Source organism: Aeromonas rivipollensis, assembly GCF_037811135.1.
GTDB classification, from domain to species: domain Bacteria; phylum Pseudomonadota; class Gammaproteobacteria; order Enterobacterales; family Aeromonadaceae; genus Aeromonas; species Aeromonas rivipollensis.
Genome location: NZ_CP149130.1, coordinates 302,501 through 325,360, shown reverse-complemented (window position 1 = coordinate 325,360; position 22,860 = coordinate 302,501). Strand labels below are relative to the sequence as shown.

General features: G+C 62.6%; 17 protein-coding genes, 1 tRNA gene, 2 rRNA genes and 1 pseudogene (1 of these 21 running past the window's edge). 9 read left to right on the top strand and 12 right to left on the bottom strand.

Going from position 1 to position 22,860, the window contains the following annotated elements; genetic code table 11:
- Positions 1-9 precede the first annotated feature (9 nt).
- Positions 10-1,620 carry a sensor domain-containing diguanylate cyclase gene (locus tag WIR04_RS01480; RefSeq protein ID WP_338889965.1) on the bottom strand — a complete coding sequence of 537 codons (1,611 nt, stop codon included), beginning with the start codon at positions 1,618-1,620 and terminating at the stop codon, positions 10-12.
- 109 nt (positions 1,621-1,729) lie between these two features.
- On the opposite strand from WIR04_RS01480, the gene WIR04_RS01475 reads away from it, so the two are divergent.
- A complete protein-coding gene (locus tag WIR04_RS01475) occupies positions 1,730-2,173 on the top strand; it encodes a DUF2214 family protein (RefSeq protein WP_182786806.1) in 444 nt (147 codons plus the stop codon).
- 120 nt (positions 2,174-2,293) lie between these two features.
- Positions 2,294-3,205 (top strand): DMT family transporter, encoded by a 912-nt coding sequence (locus WIR04_RS01470; protein ID WP_338889962.1) that lies wholly within the window; start codon positions 2,294-2,296, stop codon positions 3,203-3,205.
- Between the two features lie 86 nt (positions 3,206-3,291).
- Here WIR04_RS01470 and WIR04_RS01465 read toward each other — a convergent pair whose 3' ends face one another.
- The gene (locus WIR04_RS01465; RefSeq protein WP_338889960.1) at positions 3,292-4,149 is read right to left on the bottom strand and encodes an AraC family transcriptional regulator; all 858 of its coding nucleotides are present in this window, start codon (positions 4,147-4,149) and stop codon (positions 3,292-3,294) included.
- Positions 4,146-4,634, bottom strand: a complete 489-nt coding sequence (locus tag WIR04_RS01460; RefSeq protein WP_338889958.1) for a GNAT family N-acetyltransferase — start codon at positions 4,632-4,634, stop codon at positions 4,146-4,148. Before WIR04_RS01460 ends, WIR04_RS01465 begins: the two co-directional genes overlap by 4 nt.
- Positions 4,635-4,786: 152 nt before the next feature.
- On the opposite strand from WIR04_RS01460, the gene WIR04_RS01455 reads away from it, so the two are divergent.
- Positions 4,787-6,235 (top strand): catalase, encoded by a 1,449-nt coding sequence (locus WIR04_RS01455; RefSeq protein ID WP_338889956.1) that lies wholly within the window; start codon positions 4,787-4,789, stop codon positions 6,233-6,235.
- 485 nt (positions 6,236-6,720) lie between these two features.
- On the opposite strand, the gene WIR04_RS01450 is transcribed toward WIR04_RS01455, so the two are convergent.
- On the bottom strand, positions 6,721-7,038 hold the full coding sequence (locus WIR04_RS01450; protein WP_182786812.1) for a YnjH family protein: 318 nt from the start codon (positions 7,036-7,038) through the stop codon (positions 6,721-6,723).
- 223 nt (positions 7,039-7,261) lie between these two features.
- On the opposite strand from WIR04_RS01450, the pseudogene WIR04_RS01445 reads away from it, so the two are divergent.
- A pseudogene (locus WIR04_RS01445) lies at positions 7,262-8,401 on the top strand (hypothetical protein); the annotation flags it as partial.
- A 377-nt stretch (positions 8,402-8,778) separates the two neighbouring features.
- Here the strand turns inward: WIR04_RS01445 and WIR04_RS01440 are convergent.
- Entirely contained in the window at positions 8,779-9,156 is a 378-nt protein-coding gene (locus WIR04_RS01440; protein ID WP_106885584.1) for a hypothetical protein, read from the bottom strand.
- Positions 9,157-9,351: 195 nt separating this feature from the next.
- On the opposite strand from WIR04_RS01440, the gene WIR04_RS01435 reads away from it, so the two are divergent.
- The 4 genes from WIR04_RS01435 to dhaR all read left to right on the top strand — a co-directional run bounded on the left by WIR04_RS01435 (position 9,352) and on the right by dhaR (position 14,829).
- The gene (locus tag WIR04_RS01435) at positions 9,352-10,731 is read left to right on the top strand and encodes a bifunctional NUDIX hydrolase/phosphatase PAP2 family protein (protein WP_338889951.1); all 1,380 of its coding nucleotides are present in this window, start codon (positions 9,352-9,354) and stop codon (positions 10,729-10,731) included.
- A gap of 10 nt (positions 10,732-10,741) precedes the next feature.
- Entirely contained in the window at positions 10,742-11,830 is a 1,089-nt protein-coding gene (gene ydiK / locus WIR04_RS01430) for an AI-2E family transporter YdiK (protein ID WP_338889949.1), read from the top strand.
- Between the two features lie 202 nt (positions 11,831-12,032).
- Positions 12,033-12,737: an SDR family oxidoreductase gene (locus WIR04_RS01425; RefSeq protein WP_338889947.1), complete on the top strand. Its 705-nt coding sequence runs from the start codon at positions 12,033-12,035 to the stop codon at positions 12,735-12,737.
- A gap of 190 nt (positions 12,738-12,927) precedes the next feature.
- On the top strand, positions 12,928-14,829 hold the full coding sequence (gene dhaR / locus WIR04_RS01420; RefSeq protein ID WP_338889945.1) for a dihydroxyacetone kinase operon transcriptional regulator DhaR: 1,902 nt from the start codon (positions 12,928-12,930) through the stop codon (positions 14,827-14,829).
- A 51-nt stretch (positions 14,830-14,880) separates the two neighbouring features.
- On the opposite strand, the gene dhaM is transcribed toward dhaR, so the two are convergent.
- The 4 genes from dhaM to WIR04_RS01400 form a co-directional block, all read right to left on the bottom strand.
- The gene (gene dhaM / locus WIR04_RS01415; protein ID WP_338889943.1) at positions 14,881-15,597 is read right to left on the bottom strand and encodes a dihydroxyacetone kinase phosphoryl donor subunit DhaM; all 717 of its coding nucleotides are present in this window, start codon (positions 15,595-15,597) and stop codon (positions 14,881-14,883) included.
- A 1-nt stretch (position 15,598) separates the two neighbouring features.
- Complete coding sequence (gene dhaL / locus WIR04_RS01410; RefSeq protein ID WP_338889941.1) at positions 15,599-16,228, bottom strand: dihydroxyacetone kinase subunit DhaL; 630 nt, start codon at positions 16,226-16,228, stop codon at positions 15,599-15,601.
- Positions 16,229-16,243: 15 nt separating this feature from the next.
- Positions 16,244-17,314 (bottom strand): dihydroxyacetone kinase subunit DhaK, encoded by a 1,071-nt coding sequence (gene dhaK, locus WIR04_RS01405; RefSeq protein ID WP_338889939.1) that lies wholly within the window; start codon positions 17,312-17,314, stop codon positions 16,244-16,246.
- A 229-nt stretch (positions 17,315-17,543) separates the two neighbouring features.
- Entirely contained in the window at positions 17,544-18,902 is a 1,359-nt protein-coding gene (locus tag WIR04_RS01400; RefSeq protein WP_025328604.1) for an NCS2 family permease, read from the bottom strand.
- A gap of 200 nt (positions 18,903-19,102) precedes the next feature.
- On the opposite strand from WIR04_RS01400, the gene WIR04_RS01395 reads away from it, so the two are divergent.
- On the top strand, positions 19,103-19,435 hold the full coding sequence (locus WIR04_RS01395) for a cupin domain-containing protein (protein WP_338889936.1): 333 nt from the start codon (positions 19,103-19,105) through the stop codon (positions 19,433-19,435).
- A gap of 125 nt (positions 19,436-19,560) precedes the next feature.
- On the opposite strand, the gene WIR04_RS01390 is transcribed toward WIR04_RS01395, so the two are convergent.
- The 3 genes from WIR04_RS01390 to WIR04_RS01380 all read right to left on the bottom strand — a co-directional run.
- Positions 19,561-19,637, bottom strand: a tRNA-Asp gene (locus tag WIR04_RS01390).
- Positions 19,638-19,735: 98 nt separating this feature from the next.
- Positions 19,736-19,850, bottom strand: a 5S ribosomal RNA gene (gene rrf, locus WIR04_RS01385).
- Between the two features lie 121 nt (positions 19,851-19,971).
- A 23S ribosomal RNA gene (locus WIR04_RS01380) occupies positions 19,972-22,860 on the bottom strand; it runs 1 nt beyond the window's last position.

Genomic DNA, 22,860 nt, shown 5'->3' with positions numbered 1-22,860 from the left:
AAGAGGCCCTCAGGCCTCTTCTTTGCTCAGCACCCCATCGTCAGCCGGCGGCACCTCGTGCTGCGCCAAGGGGGCGACGCCCCCCAGATAGATGCGGTTCTTGCCATCCCGCTTGGCGCGATACACCTCGGCATCGACGATGTCGAGCAGCCCCTTGGCATCCAGACCGGGGGCGCTCGCCACCAGGCCGCCGCTGAAGGTGATCCCGAGGCCGGGTTCACGCCAGTCCAGGGATGCGACCCCTATCCTGTACTGCTCCAGCAGCATCTGGCAGAAGTGGATATCCGGGTTGGCCAGCAGCACCATCAGCTCCTCGCCCCCGTAGCGGCAGACCCAGCCGTGATCCTCCAGCAGCTGGTTGCCCAGCTTGGCCACCCGCTTGAGCACCACGTCCCCGGTCTGGTGACCATAGTTGTCGTTGACCAGCTTGAAGCCATCCAGATCGATCATGGCCAGACAGAAGGCGTGCTGCTCCAGCAGCAGCCGGTTCAGGCGTTCGTCGAAGAAGCGACGGTTGTAGAGGCCGGTCAACTTGTCCAGGTTCGCCTGCTGACGCACCTCGTGGTAATCCTTGCTCACTTCCGCCAGCTCGGCATAGACGTGCTTGAGCTCGCGCATTCCCCCCTGTGGTACCCCATCTGGCTGCATCCTGCTGGCGCGGATCATGGTGGAGATCTCGTCCAGCATCCGCCTGAAGTAACGGGACCAGACCAGGGCCAGCAGCGCATAGAGCACGCTGGCCAGCAGCACCACTCCGAGCACGTTCAAGGAGGCCCGCGCCACCACGGCCTGGATGCTCGACGCAGGCAGCACGCTGATCAGCACCCAGTTGCGCTCGGGCAGGCGGCTGTAGGCCACAAACTGCCGGGAATCCTGATCCAGGAAGATGCCATCCTCCCGGTTGAAACGGGAGAGCCAGCTCGGGTGGGCCATGGGCTTGAGCAGTTGGGAGAGGTCGGGGTGGGCCAGCACCTTGCCGGACTGATTGACGATCATCTGGTAACCGTCGCCCAGGTGCCGGTTCAGCTGGGCGGAGAAGGGAGCTAGCACGGCATCCACCGCGAACACCCCCCGCACCTTGCCCTCCTTGTCGGTGATGGCCCGCGCTAGGGCGATCACCAGGTTGCCGTTGGTGTAGTCGTAATAGGGCTCGGTCCAGACCATCTTGCCCAGATGCTGGCTGGCCAGCTGATACCAGGGGCGCCCCCTGGGATCGAAGCCGGCATCCGCCTGCCACTCGGGGTAGATCAGCATCTGGCGCTCGGCGGTGCCGACATAGATGTAGATGAGGTCTGCCATGACCCCCTTGTAGAGGCGCCACTCCTTGAGGTAGGTCTCGGCATTGTTCAGTCGGGGGCCGCTGATGTCGTCCACCTTCACCTGGTCGTAGATGAGGGTGAACTGGCGTTCCATTTCGTGCAGATAGGGTTCGATGAAGACGTGACGCAACTGGTGGTTGGTGGCGATCAGGCGCTGTTGCAACTCTTGTTGCAGGCTGCGCTCCATGTGCAGGTAGTAGATGGCGCCCAGCATCAGCACGGGGATGAACAACAGCAACAGGCCCAGACGCATCCGGGCAACCAGGGACCAGGTCTTTTTGGAGACTGCTCGTTTATCCAACCCTGACTCCTGCTATCCCCCGACGTCGTGTAGTGTCAGAATATCAGCCCCGCCCGATGGCGTCCAAAGGGAAGCCTGCCATGTGGCCAACGAGAAGGAACTGGCTCGGATGTTGAACCCGGAACTGCTGACCGCGCTCCATTATTGCGCCGTGATCACCCTGACCGGCGCCATCACCTCGGAGTACTTCCTGTTCCGGCGCGGCATGTCCATCGAACAGGTGCGCAAGCTGCTGCTGGCGGACAGCCTGGCGGCGCTGGCGCTGCTGTTCATCTTCATCACAGGCGTGCTCATGGTGCTCGCCCACCCGCTGCAACCGGCGGCCCTGCTGGCCAATCCCGGCTATCGCACCAAACTGCTGCTGTTCTTCGCCATGGCCCTCAGCTTCGGCTACCCCAGCCGGCTGTTCCATCACTGGCGCCGCTCCCTGCGTCAGGGGCGTGCCCCCATAGTCTCCATCCAGCAGCAGTTCTGGGTGATCTGGATCCTCAGGGGCAACCTGCTGCTGCTCGCCCTGCTGCCCCTGCTCGCCAGGCTGGCAAGCGGTTGGTAGCGTCCCCGGGCTGACCCCCATCTGATTGCAAATCACCGGCGACAACCCCCCCCGCAGACGGGTATCGTACTGACAGGGGCCCGAGTGCCCCTGTCACTGCTCTCTCAGGGATGAATCCGTATGCGTTCAAACATGATGTTATTGATGGCCGCCGCCATCTGGGGGTTGGGCTTCGTCGCCCAGCGCCTGGGGATGGATCACATGGGGCCTTTCACCTTCAACGGCCTGCGCTTCCTGCTCGGTGCCGCCTCCCTGCTGCCGCTGCTGTGGTGGCTCAAGTCGCGCCAGCCCAGGCCGCAAGCCGGATCACCCGCAGGCGATCGCCGCCTGCTGCTGGTCGGGGGCCTGATCGCCGGGGGCGTGCTGTTCAGCGCCGCCTCCCTGCAGCAGGTGGGGCTGCTCTATACCACGGCCGCCAAGGCGGGCTTCATCACGGGTCTCTACATCATACTGGTGCCCGTCATCGGCCTGGCCCTGCGCCACAAGACAGGGGCCAACACCTGGATTGGTGCCCTCATCGCCATGGCCGGACTCTATTACCTCAGCGTGACCGAAGAGTTCACCATAGGCTACGGTGATCTGCTGCAGGTGATCGGCGCCCTGTTCTGGGCCGTGCACCTGCTGGTGCTGGATCACTACTCGAACCGGGTCGCCCCCATAAGGCTTGCGGGCGTGCAATTCGTGGTGTGCGGCCTGCTCAGTCTTGGCACTGCCTTTGTCATCGAAACCCCGACCCTCGGCGGCGCCGTGGCGGGCTGGCAGGCCCTGCTCTACGCGGGGCTGGTCTCGGTCGGCATCGGCTACACCCTGCAGGTGGTCGGTCAGCGCGGAGCCCACCCGGCCCACGCCGCCATCATCTTGAGCCTGGAGACGGTGTTCGCCGCCATCGGCGGTGTGCTGCTGCTGGGGGAACATCTGGACGAGCGGGCCATAGTGGGTTGTGCCCTGATGCTGGCGGGCATGCTGATCTCCCAGATCCGCCTGAGATGGTGGTGGAAATCCCGTCGGGACAAGGTGCCGAGCCAACCCTGATACGGTCGCGGCCGACAGCGCAAGCGACCGGCCTCCATCCCAAATAAAACAAGGCGCCCAGGGCGCCTCGTTTTATTGCCGCACCTTTATCGCACGCTGGAGCAGAAGCTCACGTCGTCCTGCAGGGGATCGTTGCTCACGCTGTGATAGAGCTCGAAACAGGGACCGTCGCCGAACGCCAGCCCGGCGGACACTATGTCGCCTATGTGCTCCTGCCAGCGCGGCCCGTACTGGTTGCGATCCGTGATGAGGTAGCGGGACTGGGCGTAGCGCCCGGCGGGGATGAGCTGGATCTCCACCTCCCCCGTCCCCTGGGTTCCCACCGGCACTGTGACACCTATGTCGGTGCGACACTGGGCCGGCGGCGTCACTTGCGGGTTGTCATGGTAGATGAAGATCCACTCCCCCTGCTCCAGAGCGCGGGGCGCGGCCCACTGGTGCAGGCGATTGCAGACGGCGTCATAGCCTTCGCCATAGGGGCCTGTGACCCTGATATAGGCCAGGGTGCGGGCATCCATCTCGACGGTTTTCATGGTGTTGCTCCTTGCTGATGAGTGGCCTTCAGCATAAGGGAGGGGGTCGTTCCATGCGTGTCCATCCTTGCGCTCATGGTGTCCATTCTTGCCCTTGTCGCGGCGAAACTCCCCCGGGGTGCAGCCATAGTGACGGCGAAACGCCTTGGCGAAGGCCTGGGAGCTGGCGAGCCCCGCCCCCAGGGCGATGGCGGTGACGCTGGCGTCTGTGTAGCAGAGCTGCCAGGCCGCCCGCTGCATCCGCAGCCGGCGGCACATCTCCCCCGGCGCCTCCCCCACCACGGCGGTGAACACCCGGTGGAAGTGATAGAGGGAGAGGCAGGCGCGGCTCGCCAGCTCCTCGATGGAGAGATCCGGCTCCTGCTCCAGCGCCCGCAGCACGGGAGTCAGGCGCTCGCGATAGTCGATCATCGGCGCACCCTGGCCATGTAGAGGGCGTCCACCAGCACACCATGACGCAGGCCGTAATCCCGGGCGACGCCCTCCTCCACGAACCCCGTCTTGCGGTAGAGGGCCAGGGCCGCCTCGTTGTCGGCCCAGACCGTCAGCTCCACCCGCGACAACCCGAGCCAGTTGTCCGCCAGATCCAGCGCGGCCCGCATCAGGGCCGTGCCCACGCCCCGCCCGGCCCAGTCATCGTGCACCGCCATGCCGATGGTGGCCACGTGGCGACGACGGGGATTCGGTTCCACCATCAGGACCAGGGCACCCGCCACCTGCCCCTCGCACTCGGCCAGCAGGCTGTAGATGCCATCCCGCGGGGTCAGCTTCTGCTCCCACTGCTGCAGGGAGGGAAAGGGAAGTTGCAGGGTACCGGCCTGGGCATTCGGCATGGCGTGAAGATCCCGCAGGGCGACGGCATCTTCCGGCCCGGCGCGGCGAACTGTGATGGACATGAGACCTCCTTGTTGGCTGAGCCCCATCTTGCCGTAAGGCTGGCGTGCGTTTCCACCCCCATCAGCGAAACCAATCAAAGGGTTAGGCACACTCCATTGGAGCCGGGCGCGCCCTTCCCCTAGTCTGACGGCTCATCACAAGGAGATGCCCCATGACTGACAAGACCCTGCACAGCGCCAACGGTGCCCCCGTCGTCGACAACAATAACAGCCTCACCGCCGGCCCGCGCGGCCCGGTGCTGATGCAAGACATCTGGTTGATGGAGAAGCTCGCCCACTTCGACCGCGAGCGTATTCCCGAGCGGGTGGTTCACGCCAAGGGCTCCGGCGCCTATGGCACCTTCACCGTGACCCACGACATCAGCCAGTTCAGCAAGGCCGACCTGTTCAACGCCATCGGCAAGCAGACGCCCGTGTTCCTGCGCTTCTCCACAGTGGCCGGCGAGAAGGGGGCCGCCGATGCGGAGCGGGACGTACGCGGCTTCGCCCTCAAGTTCTACACAGAGCAGGGCAACTGGGATCTGGTGGGCAACAACACCCCGGTGTTCTTCATCCGCGATCCCCTGAAATTCCCCGACTTCATCCACACCCAGAAGCGGGATCCGCGCACCAACCTGCGCAGCGCCACCACCGCCTGGGACTTCTGGTCACGCCATCCGGAGTCCCTGCATCAGGTCACCATCTTGTTCAGCGATCGCGGCATCCCCAAGAGCCTGCGGGAGATGAACGGCTACGGCAGCCATACCTTCAGCTTTATCAACGATGCCAACGAACGCTTCTGGGTCAAGTTCCACTTCAAGACAGAGCAGGGCCACAGCTTCTACACCGATGAAGAGGCGGCCAATGTCGTCGGCCAGGACAGGGAGACCAGCCAGGCCGACCTGTTCAACGCCATAGAGCGGGGCGACTTCCCGCGCTGGAAGGTCTATGTGCAGGTGATGCCGGAAGCCGAGGCCCAGACCTACAAAATCCACCCGTTCGACCTCACCAAGGTGTGGCCGCACAGCGACTACCCGCTGATCCCGGTCGGCGTGCTTGAGCTCAACCAGAACCCAGACAACTACTTCGCCCACGTGGAGCAGGCGGCCTTTACCCCGGCCAACGTGGTGCCCGGTATCGGCTTCTCACCGGATCGCATGCTGCAAGGACGGCTCTTCTCCTACGGTGACACCCAGCGCTATCGCCTCGGCGTCAACCACGGCCTGCTGCCGGTCAACGCCCCGCGCTGCCCCTTCCACCACGGCGCCCATCGTGACGGTGCCATGCGGGGGGACAGTAATGGCGGCGCCAGCCCCAACTACCAGCCGAACCGCTTCGGCACCCAGCAGCCGAGCGAGCAACACGAACCGGCCCTGAGTCTGGAAGGAGCCGCCCTGCACTACGATTTTCGCGACTACGACAGCGACTACTACAGCCAGCCGGGGGATCTGTTCCGCATCATGGACGAGGGGCAACGTGCTCGCCTCGCCGCCAACCTGGCGCGCTCCCTCATCAATGTGGAGGATTACGCCATCGTCCAGGCCCAGCTCAAACACTTCGAGCAGGCCGACCCCGAGTACGCCAAGCGGGTCGAGCTGGCCCTGGCCGCCTTGCAGCGCTAAGCCGCAGATCTGAAAAGCAAAACGGGGGCCTGATGGCCCCCGTTGTCATGATGCTGACGGTGGTAAATAAAAAACGGAGCTCGAGACTCCGTTTTTCAATGCAGTATCAATCCCGGACGCAGCGCCCTCGCGCTCTTCCCGCTCCCTTGCCAACAAGCGTTGGTATCACCCGCTCACGACGGCAACGACCTCGTGCATTGGCAAAGCGGCACCATTATCCACCTGTGGTAATAAACCTGCCTGCGGTAATGAATAGGAAACGGAGCCCGAGGCTCCGTTTTTCAATGCAGTATCAATCCCGGACGGAACGCGCTTCGCGCTCTTCCCGCTCCCTTGCCAACAAGCGTTTGTACCACCAGCTACTGCGACGACGTTGTGCATTGGAAGAGCGACGAGCCATTTCTTAGGTTCCAGCCAAGAGAAGAAAGGAGCTGCATTATGCGACAGGGATCACGGCCGTGTCTGTAGCTGGATCAAGAAAAGGCTCACTGACCCACCCTGATCGTCTCCCTGTTGGCCGCCCCTTCGTCGACGGGCTCGTAGATGGCGGGTTCGCGCCAGGCCAGAGGCCCGTTGCTCTCCTGGTCGTTTTGCGGGCCGCACTCCAGCCAGAGATCCCCCTGCTGGATGCGCGACCCGAGGGAATACTTCTGATCCTGATACCAGCAGACCCGCTCGGGCAATGAGCCCAGGGGCAACACCAGATCCGTGCCCACCGAATGGCTGAGGGTGTTCGACGCCGGGGCCGCCTCTGCAGGAAGGAGCCCGCCGAGGGCAAACAGACAAAACACGGTTCGGATCATGAGTGACACCTGTGACAACGAGAGAGTGATCCCCTAAAGCGACCACCAGCGTCGCCGACTTGACCAATAAATGTCGGCTCATCTGGCATTCCGGAAGCAATATGATAGCCTGCCAGCGCCCGCCGATCCCCATGAGTGAAGAGCCGGGCCAGTTCGGGTCATGCTGTCGGGAAAAGACAGTATATAGCCTTATTAATCAAATAATTACTTGGATATGTTGTCGATGCGTATCATGCCGTTGCTCAAGGCCGCCTGCCTGAGTCTGATGTTGTCCGCCTGCGTGGCCCCCTTGCTGATGATGAGCCCCACCAGCCAGCTGATGTGGGCCCTGCTCAAACCCCTGGTCGGTTTCGATCCGAACGAGGCCAACCTGTTCGAGCAGCCGCTGATCAAGGACAGGATGACCGCCATACTGGGGCCCAACTACGACAGCACCATGCAGCTGCTCAAGACGGCCAACGAGTTGCAGCAGGAGGGGCCGCTGTTTTACGTGGTCTCCCGCTACGCCCCAGTGCCGGATGTGGCCAAACAGGCCGGCATGGTATGGAACGCCGACACCAACCAGCTCTCCGTCATGTTGCAGAAGGGGGACGGCGCGACTCAGGTATTTGGCGAAAACCTGACGGCGGCGACCCCGACCTGGCCGAGCGCCATGCAAGAGTGGCAGGCCGGCAACCCGACCGCCACCGCCCTCACCGACGCCGGCAAGGTGATGACGGGAACAAGCGGCTCCCTGCTTGGCAATGTGATGGGCAACCTGCAACAGAGCGCGACCCAGGCCCTGACCGACTCGACCAGCCAGGTGATCGGCAGTGCCACTGCCCAGGCGCAGCAGCAAGCCAGCAAAGCCGTCAGCGACTCGGCCAGCCAGGCGGTCGGCAACGTCACCACCAAGGCGCAGCAGCAAGCGAGCAAGGCCGTCAGCGACTCGGCCACCCAGGCGGTCGGCAGCGTCACCACCAAGACGCAGCAGCAAGCGAGCAAGGCCGTCAGCGACTCGGCCAGCCAAGTGATCGGCAGTGCCACCACCCAGGCGCAACAACAAGCGAGCAAAGCCGTGAGCGACTCGGCCAGCCAGACTGTCAGCAGTGCCACCGCCAAGGCTCCGCAACAAGCCAGCAAGGCGGTCAGTGACTCAGCCACCCAGACGGTGAGCGATGCCACCGATCTTCTGCGGCAAGCCAACCAGGCCGTGAGCCGCTCCGCCCAGCAGGCGGTCAGCGATACCGCCAAGCAGGCCGCAGCCAGCGCGCAGCAACAGGCGGGTAAAGTCGTCAGCGACACCGCCAAGCAGGCTGCAACCAGCGCGCAGCAACAGGCTGGCAAAGTCGTCAACGATACCGCCAAGCAGGCTGCAGCCAGTGCGCAGCAGCCGATGGGTAAGGCAGTCAGCGACACCGCCAAGCAAGCCGCAGCCAGCGCACAGCAACAGGCGGACAAGGCCGTCAGTGACACCGCCAAGCAGGCGGCAGCCAGTACGCAGCAACAGGCGGACAAGGCCGTCAGCGCCGCAGCCAAGACGCAGCAACAGCTGAGCAAGGTGGTAAGCGGAGCGACCGGCACCGTGCAGGCGCAGGCCGACAAGGTGGAAACCCAGGGGATGAAGCAGAGCGATCAGGCCAGGGCGGATGCCGAAGCCGAGCTGGAGAAGCTGCTCAACTAAGAGGGCGAACCAGTTCACCATGCAAACAGGCCATCCTCGGATGGCCTGTCGTTTATCTGCGAATGGGCAGGGGAGCCTTACAGGTGGCGGTCCTGCTCGGTGGGCTTGGCCACCTTGTCTTCGCTGTGCTCGATGGCGGTGCGAATGAGGTCGACCCCGGCCCGGATGATCAGCACCCCCATGTTGACCAGCTTGACGCAAACCCACATGAAGGTGATGAGCAGTATCAGCTTGAGCACTGTCTGGAAGGCTTCCAGGAAGTTCTGCTCCAGCTGGCTGGTGAGGCCATTGGCACTGGTCATCAGCCAGGTGTAGACCTCGCGCACGAACGGGATGCGGCTCGGCATCTCCAGCACGTCCAGTGCGGCAGGCAAGGCCTGGAAGATGACGATGCTGCCAAACAGTATCAGGATGACGCCGATGGCAATCCCCAGGAAGAAACCGAACTGTCGCATGAAAGGCCCCAAGATGTGTTGAATGAGAAGAACAATAGCCGCCAATACTAGGGACTGCCCGGGCCGACGGCAATCCTTGCGCCCCAGATTGGGCCGAGACACCCCCTGCCGATACCTGCCATCCACCGGAAGTCATTGCCCAAGTATCTGATTTCTGTGACCCTTGTCCCCATCTATTCCCTTAGTGGCGCCATCATGCTCAGACCCGCTCTTTTACTGCTTCTGCTGCTCGGCTCCCTGTCATCCTCCCTGTTCGCCGCCGAGGTGCCCCCTGGGGCGGCCGCCTGCGTGATCCGCCATCAGCAGGAGCTGTTGCTGGTCCAGGACAGGATCTCCGATCGCTACAGCCTGAGTGGCGGCTACATAGACGGGGGCGAGACGCCCGCCCAGGCGGCCCTGCGGGAGCTGTTCGAGGAGACGGGGCTCCATGGCCGTATCACCGGGGAGCTGGGGCGCTGGCAGCGGGCCATGGTATTCGCCTGCCAAACGCTGACCCCCATCCGGGCCCAGCGCGGCTCAGGTTTTGTCTCCCTGCTCCAGGCCCCCAACCTCGGCGGCGAAATCCTCAACGCCAGGCTGATCGACGCCGCCCGCCTGCCCCATGATCAGCGTCGCTTCCCGACGCAACTCGACTGGATCACTCCCAGGCTGGCCCAGGTCCCCGAGAGCGAGGTGCTGTGGGTGTCGGACTTCAGTCGCGAAGGCAGCGCCCTGCACAGGGCAGAGCTGCCGCTGATCCAGCGTCTGCAGCAGTGGCTGGGACCGAATGCGAGCTGGCTTGAGATAGGCAATTTGCTCGGGGCCAGCCCCGTTCAGCTCGCGTTGATCTGCCTGTTGCTACCGCTGCTGGGCTGGTCACGGCTCTACCGGCTGCTGTTTGCCATGGTGCTGCTCACCCTGCTGGTGCAACTGCTCAAGGAGGGGATCGGCTGGCCCAGACCCTTCCACCTCGACCCCACGCTGGCGCAACGGAGCGCCCGGGGCTTTGGCATGCCGAGCGGCCACGCCGCATCGACCCTGCTGTTCTGGGGACTGGTGCTGACCTCGCGGCCCTCCCTCAGGGCCTGGCAGGGTATAACGCTGGCCCTGCTGCTGGCGGCCCTGGCCGGGCTTGCCCGCATCTGGCTTGGCGTGCATTTTATCTCGGACGTGGTGGCCGGCCTGGGACTCGGCGCCCTGCTGCTGGCACTGCGATCGCCGCTGACCACTCTGGGGGGGCGATATGTCCCCTGGGGGCTCTTGCTGCTGACCAGCCTGCTGGCGAGTTGGCTGACCCAGTCCACTGCGCTGGCCTGGCTCGCCATGTTCACCCTGGGGCTGGTATCGGGTAATCTGTTACCACTCGAACGAAACCCTGCTCCCGCCATCGGCACTGCTCTGCTGGCACTGACGGGCGGCCTGCTCATCGGAGGGGGGCTGTTCGTGCTCCCGGTGCTGACCGACAGCTCGCTGCTGATCCTGGCCGGACAGGGGTTACTCTATGGCTGCCTGGGGCTCTGGCTGAGTGCCGGTCTCTGGTGGCTGCTGTCCGTCATGAATACTGGCTCCGTCCCCCGGAGCCCAACCCCTCGTTAAAGGGAATGCAATGCGTATGAAAAAAGTGGATTTGGCCAAGATCACCCTGGGCCTGCTGTTTCTCAGCCTGCTCATCATCTCGTGCTTCATGGTGCTGCGCCCCTTCCTGCCGGCCCTGGTCTGGGCCACTATGATCACCATAGCCACCTGGCCGCTGATGCAGATGGCCCAGCGCCTGCTGTGGGGCAAGCGCGCCCTGGCCGCCCTGCTGATGAGCTGCATACTGCTGCTGATGTTCGTCATCCCCCTGTTCATGGCGCTGGCCAACGTGGCGGAGAAGGCCCCCATGCTGATCGAGCTGGGCACCCGCATCAGCCACTCTCCACCCCCCGAGCTGCTCTGGTTGCAGCAGTTCCCCCTGGTCGGCGACAAGCTGTTTGAGTTCTGGCAGCAGATACTGGCGAGCGGTGGCCAGGTGCTGTTCACCAAGCTGGCCCCCTACTTCGGCCAGACAGCCCGCTGGCTCGCCTCCCAGGCGGGCAACCTCGGCCTGCTGTTCGTCCACTTCCTGCTGACGGTGGCCATCTGCGGTCTGCTCTATCACTCTGGGGAAAAAGCCGCCGACGGCATTCGCCGCTTCGCCCACCGCCTGGCGGGCCAGCGCGGTGACAACGCCGTGGTACTCGCCTCCCAGGCCATCCGTGCCGTCGCAATGGGGGTGGTGGTGACCGCCCTGGTGCAATCCTCGGTGGCCGGGATAGGCCTGCTGATTGCCGGCATTCCCTACGTCATGATCCTGGTGGTGCTGATGTTCCTGCTGATCGTCGCCCAGATAGGCCCCTTCCCGGTGCTGCTGGCCAGCGTGGGCTACCTCTACTGGAGCGGTGATACCACCTGGGGCACCTTCCTGCTGGTCTGGTCCCTGCTGGCGGGCACCATGGACAACTTCCTGCGCCCCTTCCTCATCAAGCGCGGTGCCGATCTGCCCCTCATCCTGATCCTGGTCGGTGTCATCGGCGGCCTGCTGGCGCTCGGCATCATAGGACTCTTCATCGGTCCCGTGGTGCTGGCGGTGGGCTACACCCTGCTGGATGCCTGGATAAAAGAGGGGGAGCAAACGCCCGCCCTGGAGGCGCCCGCGTCGCCTCCGGCGAACTGAGCCGCCGGCAAGAGAAGCAAGACGCCGCCCACTGGGCGGCGTCTTTTTTTGCACAGCCTGGGCCCGGTCGCGGCCCACATAGAACCAAAGTTCGAATCGTCTCGCCAAAACACGAACCAGGGTTCGAATCCGCCCCCGCCCTCCCCTAGGCTCCCCGGGCTCCTGCCGCCACAATGCCTGCTCCACTGGAGGAGGAGACAAGATGAACGAACTGAGAGCAAAACGGGCCCTGATCAGCGGTGGCGCCAGTGGCATAGGGCTGGCCATCGCCGAGGCACTGGCCAGCCAGGGGGTGGAGCTGATCCTGGCTTCCCGCCGCCAGTCCCTGCTGGAGCAGGAGGCCGCGCGTCTGAGCGCCACATACGGGGTGAGAGTGCTGCCGCTGGTGCTGGATGTCAGCGACGGCGCCCAGGTCCGCGCCTGCCATGCCCAGATCCGGGAGCGGTTAGGCCCCATCGATTTGCTGGTCAACAACAGCGGGGTCGGCAGCGACTACCTGGTGCAGGATCTGCCGGAGTCGGAGTGGGACAGGGTCATGGACACCTGCGCCAAGGGGACCTTTCTGCTGACCCAGGCCTGCCTGCCGGACATGCTGGCGAGCCGCCATGGCACCGTCATCAACATCGCCTCCCAGGCCGCCAAGAACGGCTACGCCAGGGCCAGCGTCTACTGCGCCGCCAAGTTTGCCGTGCTGGGGTTCGCCAAGGCGCTGCGGGAAGAGGTGCAGCATCAGGGCATCCGGGTCCACATCCTCTGCCCCGGGCTGGTCCAGGTGCCGCCCCCGGCCTGCCCGGGGGATCGCAAGCCCGGCTGGCTGCAGGTGGAGGATCTGGCCGAGGCCGTGCTCTACACCCTGCGCCAGGGCGCCCACGTCCAGCTCGACGAGATTGGCATGACGGGGATCTGAGAGGGGGCAATGGCATCGCTACCCTCTGAGGCAGGTCACTGAATCTGGAGGACGGGCATGGTTAAATGGTCGGCCTCTCCCTATGCCGGATACTGCATGTGACCCTGCCATCTGACCGCCTGCCGCTCCAACCCTTGCCTGACTATGGGTATGCCTTCTGGCTACGCACTTGCCGGATAGAACAGTGACAATGCCATCTGACCGTCTGCCACCCCAGCCCTGCCCTGACTATCTGCAGGCCTCCTGGCTGCGCTGCGCCCACCAGACCAGCGCCACCCTCTGGCACCCGCCCCACAGTGCCAAGGGGCAGACCTTGCAGAGCCTGCGCCAGCGCAAGCGGGACCTGCTCACCACAGGCGAGATGGCCCTCGAGGATCTCTACGAATTCATGGAGGGGCGTCCCTGCGCCCTGCTACTCACCGACGAGAGCGGTTGCCTGCTGGCCCAGACCGGCCACCCTGACATCCTGCGCGAGCTGGCAGCGCTGGGGTTTGGCCCCGGCGCTTTTTTTAGCGAGGGGCGCATCGGCACCAATGCCATCAATCTGGCGGCGCTGGAGGGAGTGCCGCTCTGCGTCAGCGGCCCCCAGCATTTCAACCAGACCCTGCACCCCTGGCATAGCTGCGCCAGCCCGGTCTACAACAGCAACGGCCGTCAGGTCGCCATCATGGCCCTGGTCTGCCGGGTGGAAGAGGCAACGGTCGGGGATCTGGCGCTCACCGTCAGCGCCGGTCGCGAGCTGGCCCATCTGCTGCAGATGGAGACCCTGATGCAGGAGTCCCAGCACCATCTGAGCGAGCTTTACGCCCTGCTGGACGGCATGGATGACGGCGTGCTGGCCTGGGATCCCCAGGGCCGGCTGCGCTACCTCAACGCGTTGGCGGCCAATCGGCTGCGGCTCGATCCGGCGATCTGTCTTGGCCAGCCCCTGGAGCAGCACCTGCTGCTGCCCCAGCGGTTGCAACTGGCCATCAAGGGGCAGACGCCGCTCAGTCATGTGGAGGTGACGCTGGAGCGGCTCGGGGTGCATTCCGGGGAGTTCATCAATGCGCTGATAAGCCTCAAACCGCTGCCCGGGCTGGAGGGGGTCAGCTTTATCGCCCTGCTGCACCCGGTCGATCGGCTGCGGGCCATTCACCAGCTGCGCCAGACGGTGCCCGAGCTGTCGGCGCTGGTGGGCGAATCGAGCGCCATGCGCAAGCTGCTGCGCCACGCCAGACAGGCGGCCCAGAGTCAGGGGCCGATCCTGCTGCGCGGCGAAGAGGAGGTGGGCAAGGCCCAGCTGGCGGAGGCGATCCACTTTGGCAGCGAACGGGCCGCCGGGCCCCTCATTACCCTCAACTGTCAGGCGCTGCCGAGCGAGCGGATGGCGCTGGAGCTGATGGGCTCCGACGAGGCGGGGCAGGAGCGGGCGGGCAAGTTCGAGCTGGCCCACGGTGGCACCCTGGTGCTGGAACAGGTGGAGTGCCTCTCTGCCCCCATGCAGGCGGCCCTGCTGCAACTGCTCAAGACAGGTCGCATCCAGCGCTTCGATTCGGCCCGCATACTGCCGATCAAGGTGCGGATCATAGCGACCAGCAGCGCCCCGCTGGAGCAGCTGGTGCAGGAGGGGCTGTTTGGCCGCCAGCTACTCTATGCGCTGCAGGCGTGCGAGCTCTGGCTGCCGGGGCTGCGGGAGCGCGCGGCCGATCTGCCGGGCCTAATCAGCCAGCAGTTAGGGGCGCAGGGGCGCGAGCCGGTGCGCCAGTTCAGTCCGGCGGCCCTCGACTGTCTGCTCGCCTATCCCTGGCCCGGCAATCTGGGGGAGCTGCGCAGTGCGGTCGAGCATGCCCTGCTCCACGCAAGTCAGGGGCCGATCCCGCCGGAGGCGCTGCCCGCCGCCATTCGTCACGGCCATCAGCTGGTGGCGGACGAGGTGGTGGGGCAACCGCTGCTCACCCTGGCGGAGCTGGAGCGCCAGGCCATCTTGCGCTGCGCCCACGCCTGCAAGGGACAGGTGAGCCAGATGGCCCGGCAACTGGGCATCAGCCGCACCACCCTCTGGCGGCGGCTCAAACTGCTCGGCATGGACCCCGCCGACTACCACGGATAGCTAAACGACAAGGCCCCGCACTGGCGGGGCCTTGATACAGCAATATGAGCCTCAGTCGCCGAAGCGTTCCGCTGCCAGCTGCTGGAAGCAGCTCAAAGCCGCATCGGCATCCTCCCCACGCGCCAGCAGGGTGAGTCTGTCGCCCTGGCGCACGTTGAGCATGGCGAGCCGGGTCAGGCTGCGGGGGTTGGCCTCTTTATCCCCCTTTTGCAGCTTGAGTTCAGCGGCAAAGGGCTTGAGGGTGGCCACCAGTCGGGCGGCGGGGCGCACATGCAGGCCGTGGGGGTTATCCACCACCACCTCGCAGCGCAGCCAGCCGTCATCAGCAACGGGGGCTGTCTCAGTGGCGGCCTGCGCCGCGCTGGCGGGCAGCATCGCCTGTTTCGGGCCCAGGGCACCGAGCGCCTCGGCGGCCACCTCATCCAGCGTCATCCCGGAACCAGCCGCCACCACGGCGGCCAGGGTGCCCTCAACCAGCGGGGCGGGGCAGAGTCGCACCCGGGCACTTAACTCGGGGGGCAGCAGTTCGAGGGCGGTTTCGGCGCTCAAGAGGGCGCTGCCCAAGTCCATCAGCACCAGCACGCCGCTGCCGTCATCCGCTTCTTCTATCGCACTCATCACGGCGATGGCATCTGTGCCTATGGGGTGGTCGGGGTCATCGACCCCGGCCGCCAGCAGCAGTTTCGCCGGGCTGCCGAGCTGATCAGCCAGCGCTTTCAAGCCGGCCGCCAGCTGGGCGCTGTGAGAGACAACGACGATTCCGATCATGTCACAACCTCGCTCTGTCACGCAGGGCGGTCAGCAGCAGCAGGGTCGAGGTGGCCCCGGCATCCTGATGGCCTATGCTGCGCTCGCCGAGATAGCTGGCGCGCCCCTTGCGGGCCTGCATCTGGATGGTGGCCTCGGTACCGGCCGCGGCGGCGGCCACCGCCTTGTCCAGCGCATCGTTGAGGGGCAGATCTTGCTGCTGTGCCTGTTGCAGGGCGGCCAGGGCCGGCCACCAGGCGTCGCACATGGTCTTGTCGCCCTGCTCGGCGCGGCCGCGGGAGACGATCCCCTCGACGCCATCGCTCAGCATTTTGCACAGCTGGCTGAGACTGAGGCTCTGACAGGCGTCGGTACTGGCCGCCGCTCGGATAAAGAAGGTGCCGTAGAGGGGGCCGCTGGCGCCGCCGACCGAGGAGAGCAGGGTCATGCCGGTGGTTTTCAGCACCTGACCTATGTCTTTGTCCGCCACAGCGGGCAGCTTCTCGGCCACCTTGGTGAAGCCGCGCTGCATGTTGAGGCCGTGGTCGCCATCGCCGATGTCGGTATCCAGCGCAGTGAGGTAGTCACGCTGCTCGGCAAAGATGTGCTCGCAGTCGAGCAGCCAATTGACGATCTGATGTTTGCTTAGCATGAGAATAAAGGCTCCTTAGCAGCCGCGACGCAGGGCTGGGGTGTGAACGGGGGCATCCCACAGGGTCATCAGCTCATCATCCACCTTGAGCAGAGTGATGGAGATGCCGGTCATGTCGAGGGAGGTGCAATAGGGGCCAATCAGGTTGCGCACCAGATGGATGCCAGCCTCTTCGCACAGGGTGGCGAGACGGCCATAGACGCCATAGAGCTCGGAGATGGGAGTGCCGCCGAGGCTGTTGACCAGGGCGATGACCCGATCGCCCGCATTCAGCGGCTCGATAAAGGTGTGCTCTTCCTGCCAGCTGCCGGAGGCTCTGTCCCAGTGGCGCAGGGTGCGGCCATAGGGAGTGTTGTCAGAGAGCTCTTCGAACATGTCGTCCACCAGGGTATTGAGGTCGGTGAAGGGGCGGCGCGCTATGCCCGGTTCGCCGTGGATGCCCACGCCGAACTCCATCTCGTTGTCCGCCAGGGTGAAGGAGGGCTTGCCAGCGGCAGGGACGGTGCAGGCGTGCATGGCGACGCCTATGGTGCGGCTCTGGTTGTTGATGCGGCGGGCCAGCGCTTCGCAGCGGCTCAGGTCATAGCCCGCTTCGGCAGCGGCACCGACCAGCTTCTCGCACAGCACGGTCGTGGCAACGCCACGGCGACCGGCGGTATAGAGGCTGTCTTTGACTGCTACATCGTCATCGATCAGCGAGAAGCCGATCTTGACCCCGTCGCCGTGCAGCAGTTCGACCGCGGTTTCGAAGTTGAGCACGTCGCCGGTGTAGTTCTTTACCAGGAACAGCACGCCAGCGCCGCCATCAACGGCCTGACCGCACTCATACATCTGATCCGGGGTCGGGGAGGTAAAAATCTCGCCGGGGCAGGCACCATCCAGCATCCCTTTGCCCACCAGACCGCCGTGCATCGGCTCGTGGCCGCTGCCACCGCCGGAGACCAGCGCCACCTTGCCCATCACGGGGGCGTCGGCGCGAGTGATGTAGTGGGGTTCGATACGGACCTTGAGCTCGGGGTGGGCGGCAGCCATCCCCATCAGTTGTTCACGGACCACGGCATCGACGGCATTGATCAGCTTCTTCATGGCTCACTCCTTGGCTTGCCACCGCACGGGTAGGCAGATGGTTGATGGAGCCAGTCTAACGGGATAAATCGGGAGAAAAATGACGGCCTGTTCGGTTCGGATTTGAAACAGGAGAAAGGTCATTGGCGTTTCAATCTGAAACAGCGCGGGGCAAACGGGCGGGAAACTGTTAACGGCCTCACAGCCATGAAAAAGGGCCCCGCAGGGCCCTTCGCTATCACCGGAAGCCTTAGATGGCCCAGCCACCGGCATAGAAGATCACCAGCGCCACGGCGATGATGACGGTGCCGACGTTCAGCTTCTTCCACTCGGCAGCAAACAGACGACCCACGACCAGCGCCACGAAGCCCAGCATGATGCCGGTGACGATGTTGCAGGTCAGCACTATGAAGACGGCGCACAGCATGCCGGCGAGGGCATCGACCGAATCGCTGAAGTCCAGCTTGGTGACGTTGCCCAGCATCAGCAGACCGACGTACATCAGTGCTGGTGCTGTGGCGTAGGCCGGTACCAGATAGCTCAGCGGGGAGAGGAAGATCATCAGCAGGAAGAGCACGCCGACCAGCGCAGCGGTCAGACCTGTCTTGCCACCGGCCGCGGTACCTGCGGCAGATTCGATGTAGACGGCAGCCGGAGCTCCACCTACCACGCCAGCGACCATGCTGCTGACGGAGTCGGCAGTCAGGGCCTTGCCGCCGCTGATGATGTGGCCACGCTCGTTGATAAGGCCCGCCTGACCGGCCACGGCACGGATGGTGCCGGTGGCGTCAAAGACGGCGGTCATCACCAGCGCCAGCACGGTGGGAATCACCACCGGATTGAGGGCGCCCAGCAGATCCATGCTACCTACCAGCGAACCTTTCTCGCCGGTCAGGCTCGGCATGGCGAAGAAGCCCTGCCAGGTCACTTTCGGGTCGAAGATGAGGCCGAGGATGGAGATGGCGATGATCACCATCAGGATGCCACCCGGCACCTTGCGGCGCTCCAGACCGAAGATGGCGGCCAGACCCAGCACCGTCATGATGACCGGGAAAGAGGTCACTTCACCCAGTTGAACCGGCAGACCGGCCCCCTCGTTCTTGATCACCATGCCGACGCCGTTGGTGGCGATCAGCAGCAGGAACAGCCCGATACCGATGCCGGTGCCGTGGGCGATGCCGGAGGGGAGGTTGTCCAGGATCCACTGGCGCACGCCGGTGACGCTGATCAGGGTAAACAGCACCCCCATCAGGAAGATGGCGCCGAGGGCGACCGGAATGCTCAGTCCCTGACCCAGGACCAGGCTGAAGGCGGTAAAGGCAGTGAGGGAAATGGCGCAACCTATGGCCATCGGCAGCTTGGCCCACAGCCCCATCAGCAGGGAGCCGAAGGCGGCGATCAGGCAGGTGGCCACGAAGACGGGGCCCTGCTCAAAACCGGCGGCACCCAGCATGTTCGGCACCACTATGATGCTGTAGACCATGGCCAGGAAGGTGGTCAGTCCGGCCAACAGCTCCTGGCGGACTGTGCTGCCACGCTGGGTGATGGAGAAATAGGAGTCCAGAAACCCGCTATTGCCGGTGCGGGCCGTCATTTCTTGCGTTGCCATAACTCATCCTGAATGTGTGAAGGAAATCGTTTGCGTAATGGCGCGCAAAATAGCAAGAATTTGGCGAGATTGCAGCGGATCAGCCACCATTTTCCCGAACTTTTCCATTTAAAGCCTCATTGGAGGCCTCAACTTCCAGATGGGAAGCTCCCTTTCAGCTTCTACACTCTTAGCTAGCCCCATCAGCCGGAGACAAGCCCATGCACACAGGCAACCTGCTTGGCCAGATCCCCTCCCCCCTGCCCAATGAGATATTCACCGACCTGGTCAGCACCAATCACTTTCGCATCGAGCGTATCCTCTCCCAGGGGCAACAGACCCCTACGGGAGAATGGTTCGATCAGGATGAACACGAATGGGTAGCAGTGATACAGGGCGAAGCCATTCTGGTCTTCATCACACCGGATACCTGGGTACAGGAACGCGTCCATCTGGGGCCAGGGGATTACATCAACATCCCGGCGCACCTTCAGCACAGGGTGGAGTGGACACATCCTACCGAGACCACCGTCTGGCTATGCATCTACTACTAGGGGGATCCCACGTAGTGACAAAGCATAACGAAAGAAGCCCAATCGACAGATTGGGCTTCTTGGACTCAGATGCTGAATATGCATAGCAAAAAGGCCTTCCCGTGAGGGAAGGCCTTTCAAATTAGTGGCGGAGCGGACGGGACTCGAACCCGCGACCCCCGGCGTGACAGGCCGGTATTCTAACCGACTGAACTACCGCTCCGCATTCGGTTAGCTTGCGCTAAATCTTCTGCTGCTTTCTTGTGAGGTGTCATCCTCGCAGCCAGTGATGTTATTTTGCACATCGCTGTTTAATTGGGTGCCTGGCAGTGTCCTACTCTCGCATGGCGAATGCCACACTACCATCGGCGCTACCGCGTTTCACTTCTGAGTTCGGCATGGGATCAGGTGGTTCCACGGCGCTATGGCCGCCAGGCAAATTCTTCAATCTCGGAAAGCTGACGTGAGTAGTGATGTTGCGCTTGGCTTGTCACTATCACTGAATTTGAGTAGTTCGTTCATTCGCTACAAGGCCCAGAACACTTCTTGGGTGTTGTATGGTTAAGCCTCACGGGTAATTAGTATGGGTTAGCTCAACACGTCGCCGCGCTTACACACCCCACCTATCAACGTTGTGGTCTCCAACGGCCCTTTAGGACCCTCAAGGGGTCAGGGATGACTCATCTCAGGGCTCGCTTCCCGCTTAGATGCTTTCAGCGGTTATCGATTCCGAACTTAGCTACCGGGCAGTGCCACTGGCGTGACAACCCGAACACCAGAGGTTCGTTCACTCCGGTCCTCTCGTACTAGGAGCAACTCCCTTCAATCATCCAACGCCCACGGCAGATAGGGACCGAACTGTCTCACGACGTTCTGAACCCAGCTCGCGTACCACTTTAAATGGCGAACAGCCATACCCTTGGGACCGACTTCAGCCCCAGGATGTGATGAGCCGACATCGAGGTGCCAAACACCGCCGTCGATATGAACTCTTGGGCGGTATCAGCCTGTTATCCCCGGAGTACCTTTTATCCGTTGAGCGATGGCCCTTCCATTCAGAACCACCGGATCACTATGACCTACTTTCGTACCTGCTCGACCTGTCCGTCTCGCAGTTAAGCTGGCTTATGCCATTGCACTAACCTCCTGATGTCCGACCAGGATTAGCCAACCTTCGTGCTCCTCCGTTACTCTTTGGGAGGAGACCGCCCCAGTCAAACTACCCACCAGGCACTGTCCGCGAGCCCGATTCAGGGCCCTGCGTTAGAACATCAAACATACAAGGGTGGTATTTCAAGGACGGCTCCAGCGCAACTGGCGTCACGCCTTCAAAGCCTCCCACCTATCCTACACATGTAGGTTCAATGTTCAGTGCCAAGCTGTAGTAAAGGTTCACGGGGTCTTTCCGTCTAGCCGCGGGTACACCGCATCTTCACGGCGAATTCGATTTCACTGAGTCTCGGGTGGAGACAGCATGGCCATGGTTACACCATTCGTGCAGGTCGGAACTTACCCGACAAGGAATTTCGCTACCTTAGGACCGTTATAGTTACGGCCGCCGTTTACCGGGGCTTCGATCAAGAGCTTCGCTTGCGCTAACCCCATCAATTAACCTTCCGGCACCGGGCAGGTGTCACACCCTATACGTCCACTTTCGTGTTTGCAGAGTGCTGTGTTTTTGATAAACAGTCCCAGCCATCTGGTCACTGCGACTCCCAACTGCTCCATCCGCAAGGGACTTCACTGTCAAGAGCGAACCTTCTCCCGAAGTTACGGTTCTATTTTGCCTAGTTCCTTCACCCGAGTTCTCTCAAGCGCCTTGGTATTCTCTACCCGACCACCTGTGTCGGTTTGGGGTACGATGACTTGTAATCTGAAGCTTAGAGGCTTTTCCTGGAAGCAGGGCATCAATGGCTTCACCACCGTAGTGGCTTCGTCTCGTGTCTCAGTGTTGTGTCTCCGGATTTGCCTAGAAACACCACCTACGCACTTTCACCAGGACAACCGTCGCCTGGCCCACCTAGCCTTCTCCGTCCCCCCATCGCAATTACAAGTCGTGCAGGAATATTAACCTGCTTCCCATCGATTACGCCTTTCGGCCTCACCTTAGGGGTCGACTCACCCTGCCCCGATTAACGTTGGACAGGAACCCTTGGTCTTCCGGCGAGGAGGCTTTTCACCCCCTTTATCGTTACTTACGTCAGCATTCGCACTTCTGATATCTCCAGCATACCTCTCGATACACCTTCGCAGACTTACAGAACGCTCCCCTACCACTCATACATAAGTATGAATCCGCGGCTTCGGTGCCTGGTTTGAGCCCCGTTACATCTTCCGCGCAGGCCGACTCGACTAGTGAGCTATTACGCTTTCTTTAAATGATGGCTGCTTCTAAGCCAACATCCTAGCTGTCTGAGCCTTCCCACATCGTTTCCCACTTAACCAGAACTTTGGGACCTTAGCCGGCGGTCTGGGTTGTTTCCCTCTTCACGACGGACGTTAGCACCCGCCGTGTGTCTCCCGGATATTACTTACTGGTATTCGGAGTTTGCATGGAGTTGGTAAGTCGGGATGACCCCCTAGTCCAAACAGTGCTCTACCCCCAGTAGTATTCGTCCGAGGCGCTACCTAAATAGCTTTCGGGGAGAACCAGCTATCTCCGAGTTTGATTGGCCTTTCACCCCCAGCCACAGGTCATCCCCTAACTTTGCAACGTTAGTGGGTTCGGTCCTCCAGTTGATGTTACTCAACCTTCAACCTGCCCATGGCTAGATCACCCGGTTTCGGGTCTACACCTTGCAACTAGACGCCCAGTTAAGACTCGGTTTCCCTACGGCTCCCCTATACGGTTAACCTCGCTACAAAATGTAAGTCGCTGACCCATTATACAAAAGGTACGCAGTCACCCCGAAGGGCTCCCACTGCTTGTACGTACACGGTTTCAGGTTCTATTTCACTCCCCTCACAGGGGTTCTTTTCGCCTTTCCCTCACGGTACTGGTTCACTATCGGTCAGTCAGGAGTATTTAGCCTTGGAGGATGGTCCCCCCATATTCAGACAGGATGTCACGTGTCCCGCCCTACTCGATTTCACTTCAAGGTCGTTTTCATGTACGGGGCTATCACCCTGTATCGCTGGCCTTTCCAGGACCATTCCACTAACTTCCAAGAAACTTAAGGGCTAATCCCCGTTCGCTCGCCGCTACTGAGGGAATCTCGGTTGATTTCTTTTCCTCGGGGTACTTAGATGTTTCAGTTCTCCCGGTTCGCCTCTATTACCTATGTATTCAGTAATAGATACCCAGCTTGTGCTGGGTGGGTTTCCCCATTCGGAAATCTGTGAGTAATAGCGTCTCTTACCGACTTCTCACAGCTTATCGCAGGTTAGTACGTCCTTCATCGCCTCTGACTGCCAAGGCATCCACCATGTACGCTTAGTCACTTAAC

Coding starts and splice junctions, on each gene's coding strand:
- WIR04_RS01475 (WP_182786806.1), top strand. CDS start 1,730: ATGTTGAACCCGGAACTGCTGACCGCGCTCCATTATTGCGCCGTGATC.
- WIR04_RS01470 (WP_338889962.1), top strand. CDS start 2,294: ATGCGTTCAAACATGATGTTATTGATGGCCGCCGCCATCTGGGGGTTG.
- WIR04_RS01465 (WP_338889960.1), bottom strand. CDS start 4,149: ATGATCGACTATCGCGAGCGCCTGACTCCCGTGCTGCGGGCGCTGGAG.
- WIR04_RS01460 (WP_338889958.1), bottom strand. CDS start 4,634: ATGTCCATCACAGTTCGCCGCGCCGGGCCGGAAGATGCCGTCGCCCTG.
- WIR04_RS01455 (WP_338889956.1), top strand. CDS start 4,787: ATGACTGACAAGACCCTGCACAGCGCCAACGGTGCCCCCGTCGTCGAC.
- WIR04_RS01450 (WP_182786812.1), bottom strand. CDS start 7,038: ATGATCCGAACCGTGTTTTGTCTGTTTGCCCTCGGCGGGCTCCTTCCT.
- WIR04_RS01440 (WP_106885584.1), bottom strand. CDS start 9,156: ATGCGACAGTTCGGTTTCTTCCTGGGGATTGCCATCGGCGTCATCCTG.
- WIR04_RS01435 (WP_338889951.1), top strand. CDS start 9,352: ATGCTCAGACCCGCTCTTTTACTGCTTCTGCTGCTCGGCTCCCTGTCA.
- ydiK (WP_338889949.1), top strand. CDS start 10,742: ATGCGTATGAAAAAAGTGGATTTGGCCAAGATCACCCTGGGCCTGCTG.
- WIR04_RS01425 (WP_338889947.1), top strand. CDS start 12,033: ATGAACGAACTGAGAGCAAAACGGGCCCTGATCAGCGGTGGCGCCAGT.
- dhaR (WP_338889945.1), top strand. CDS start 12,928: ATGCCATCTGACCGTCTGCCACCCCAGCCCTGCCCTGACTATCTGCAG.
- dhaM (WP_338889943.1), bottom strand. CDS start 15,597: ATGATCGGAATCGTCGTTGTCTCTCACAGCGCCCAGCTGGCGGCCGGC.
- dhaL (WP_338889941.1), bottom strand. CDS start 16,228: ATGCTAAGCAAACATCAGATCGTCAATTGGCTGCTCGACTGCGAGCAC.
- dhaK (WP_338889939.1), bottom strand. CDS start 17,314: ATGAAGAAGCTGATCAATGCCGTCGATGCCGTGGTCCGTGAACAACTG.
- WIR04_RS01400 (WP_025328604.1), bottom strand. CDS start 18,902: ATGGCAACGCAAGAAATGACGGCCCGCACCGGCAATAGCGGGTTTCTG.
- WIR04_RS01395 (WP_338889936.1), top strand. CDS start 19,103: ATGCACACAGGCAACCTGCTTGGCCAGATCCCCTCCCCCCTGCCCAAT.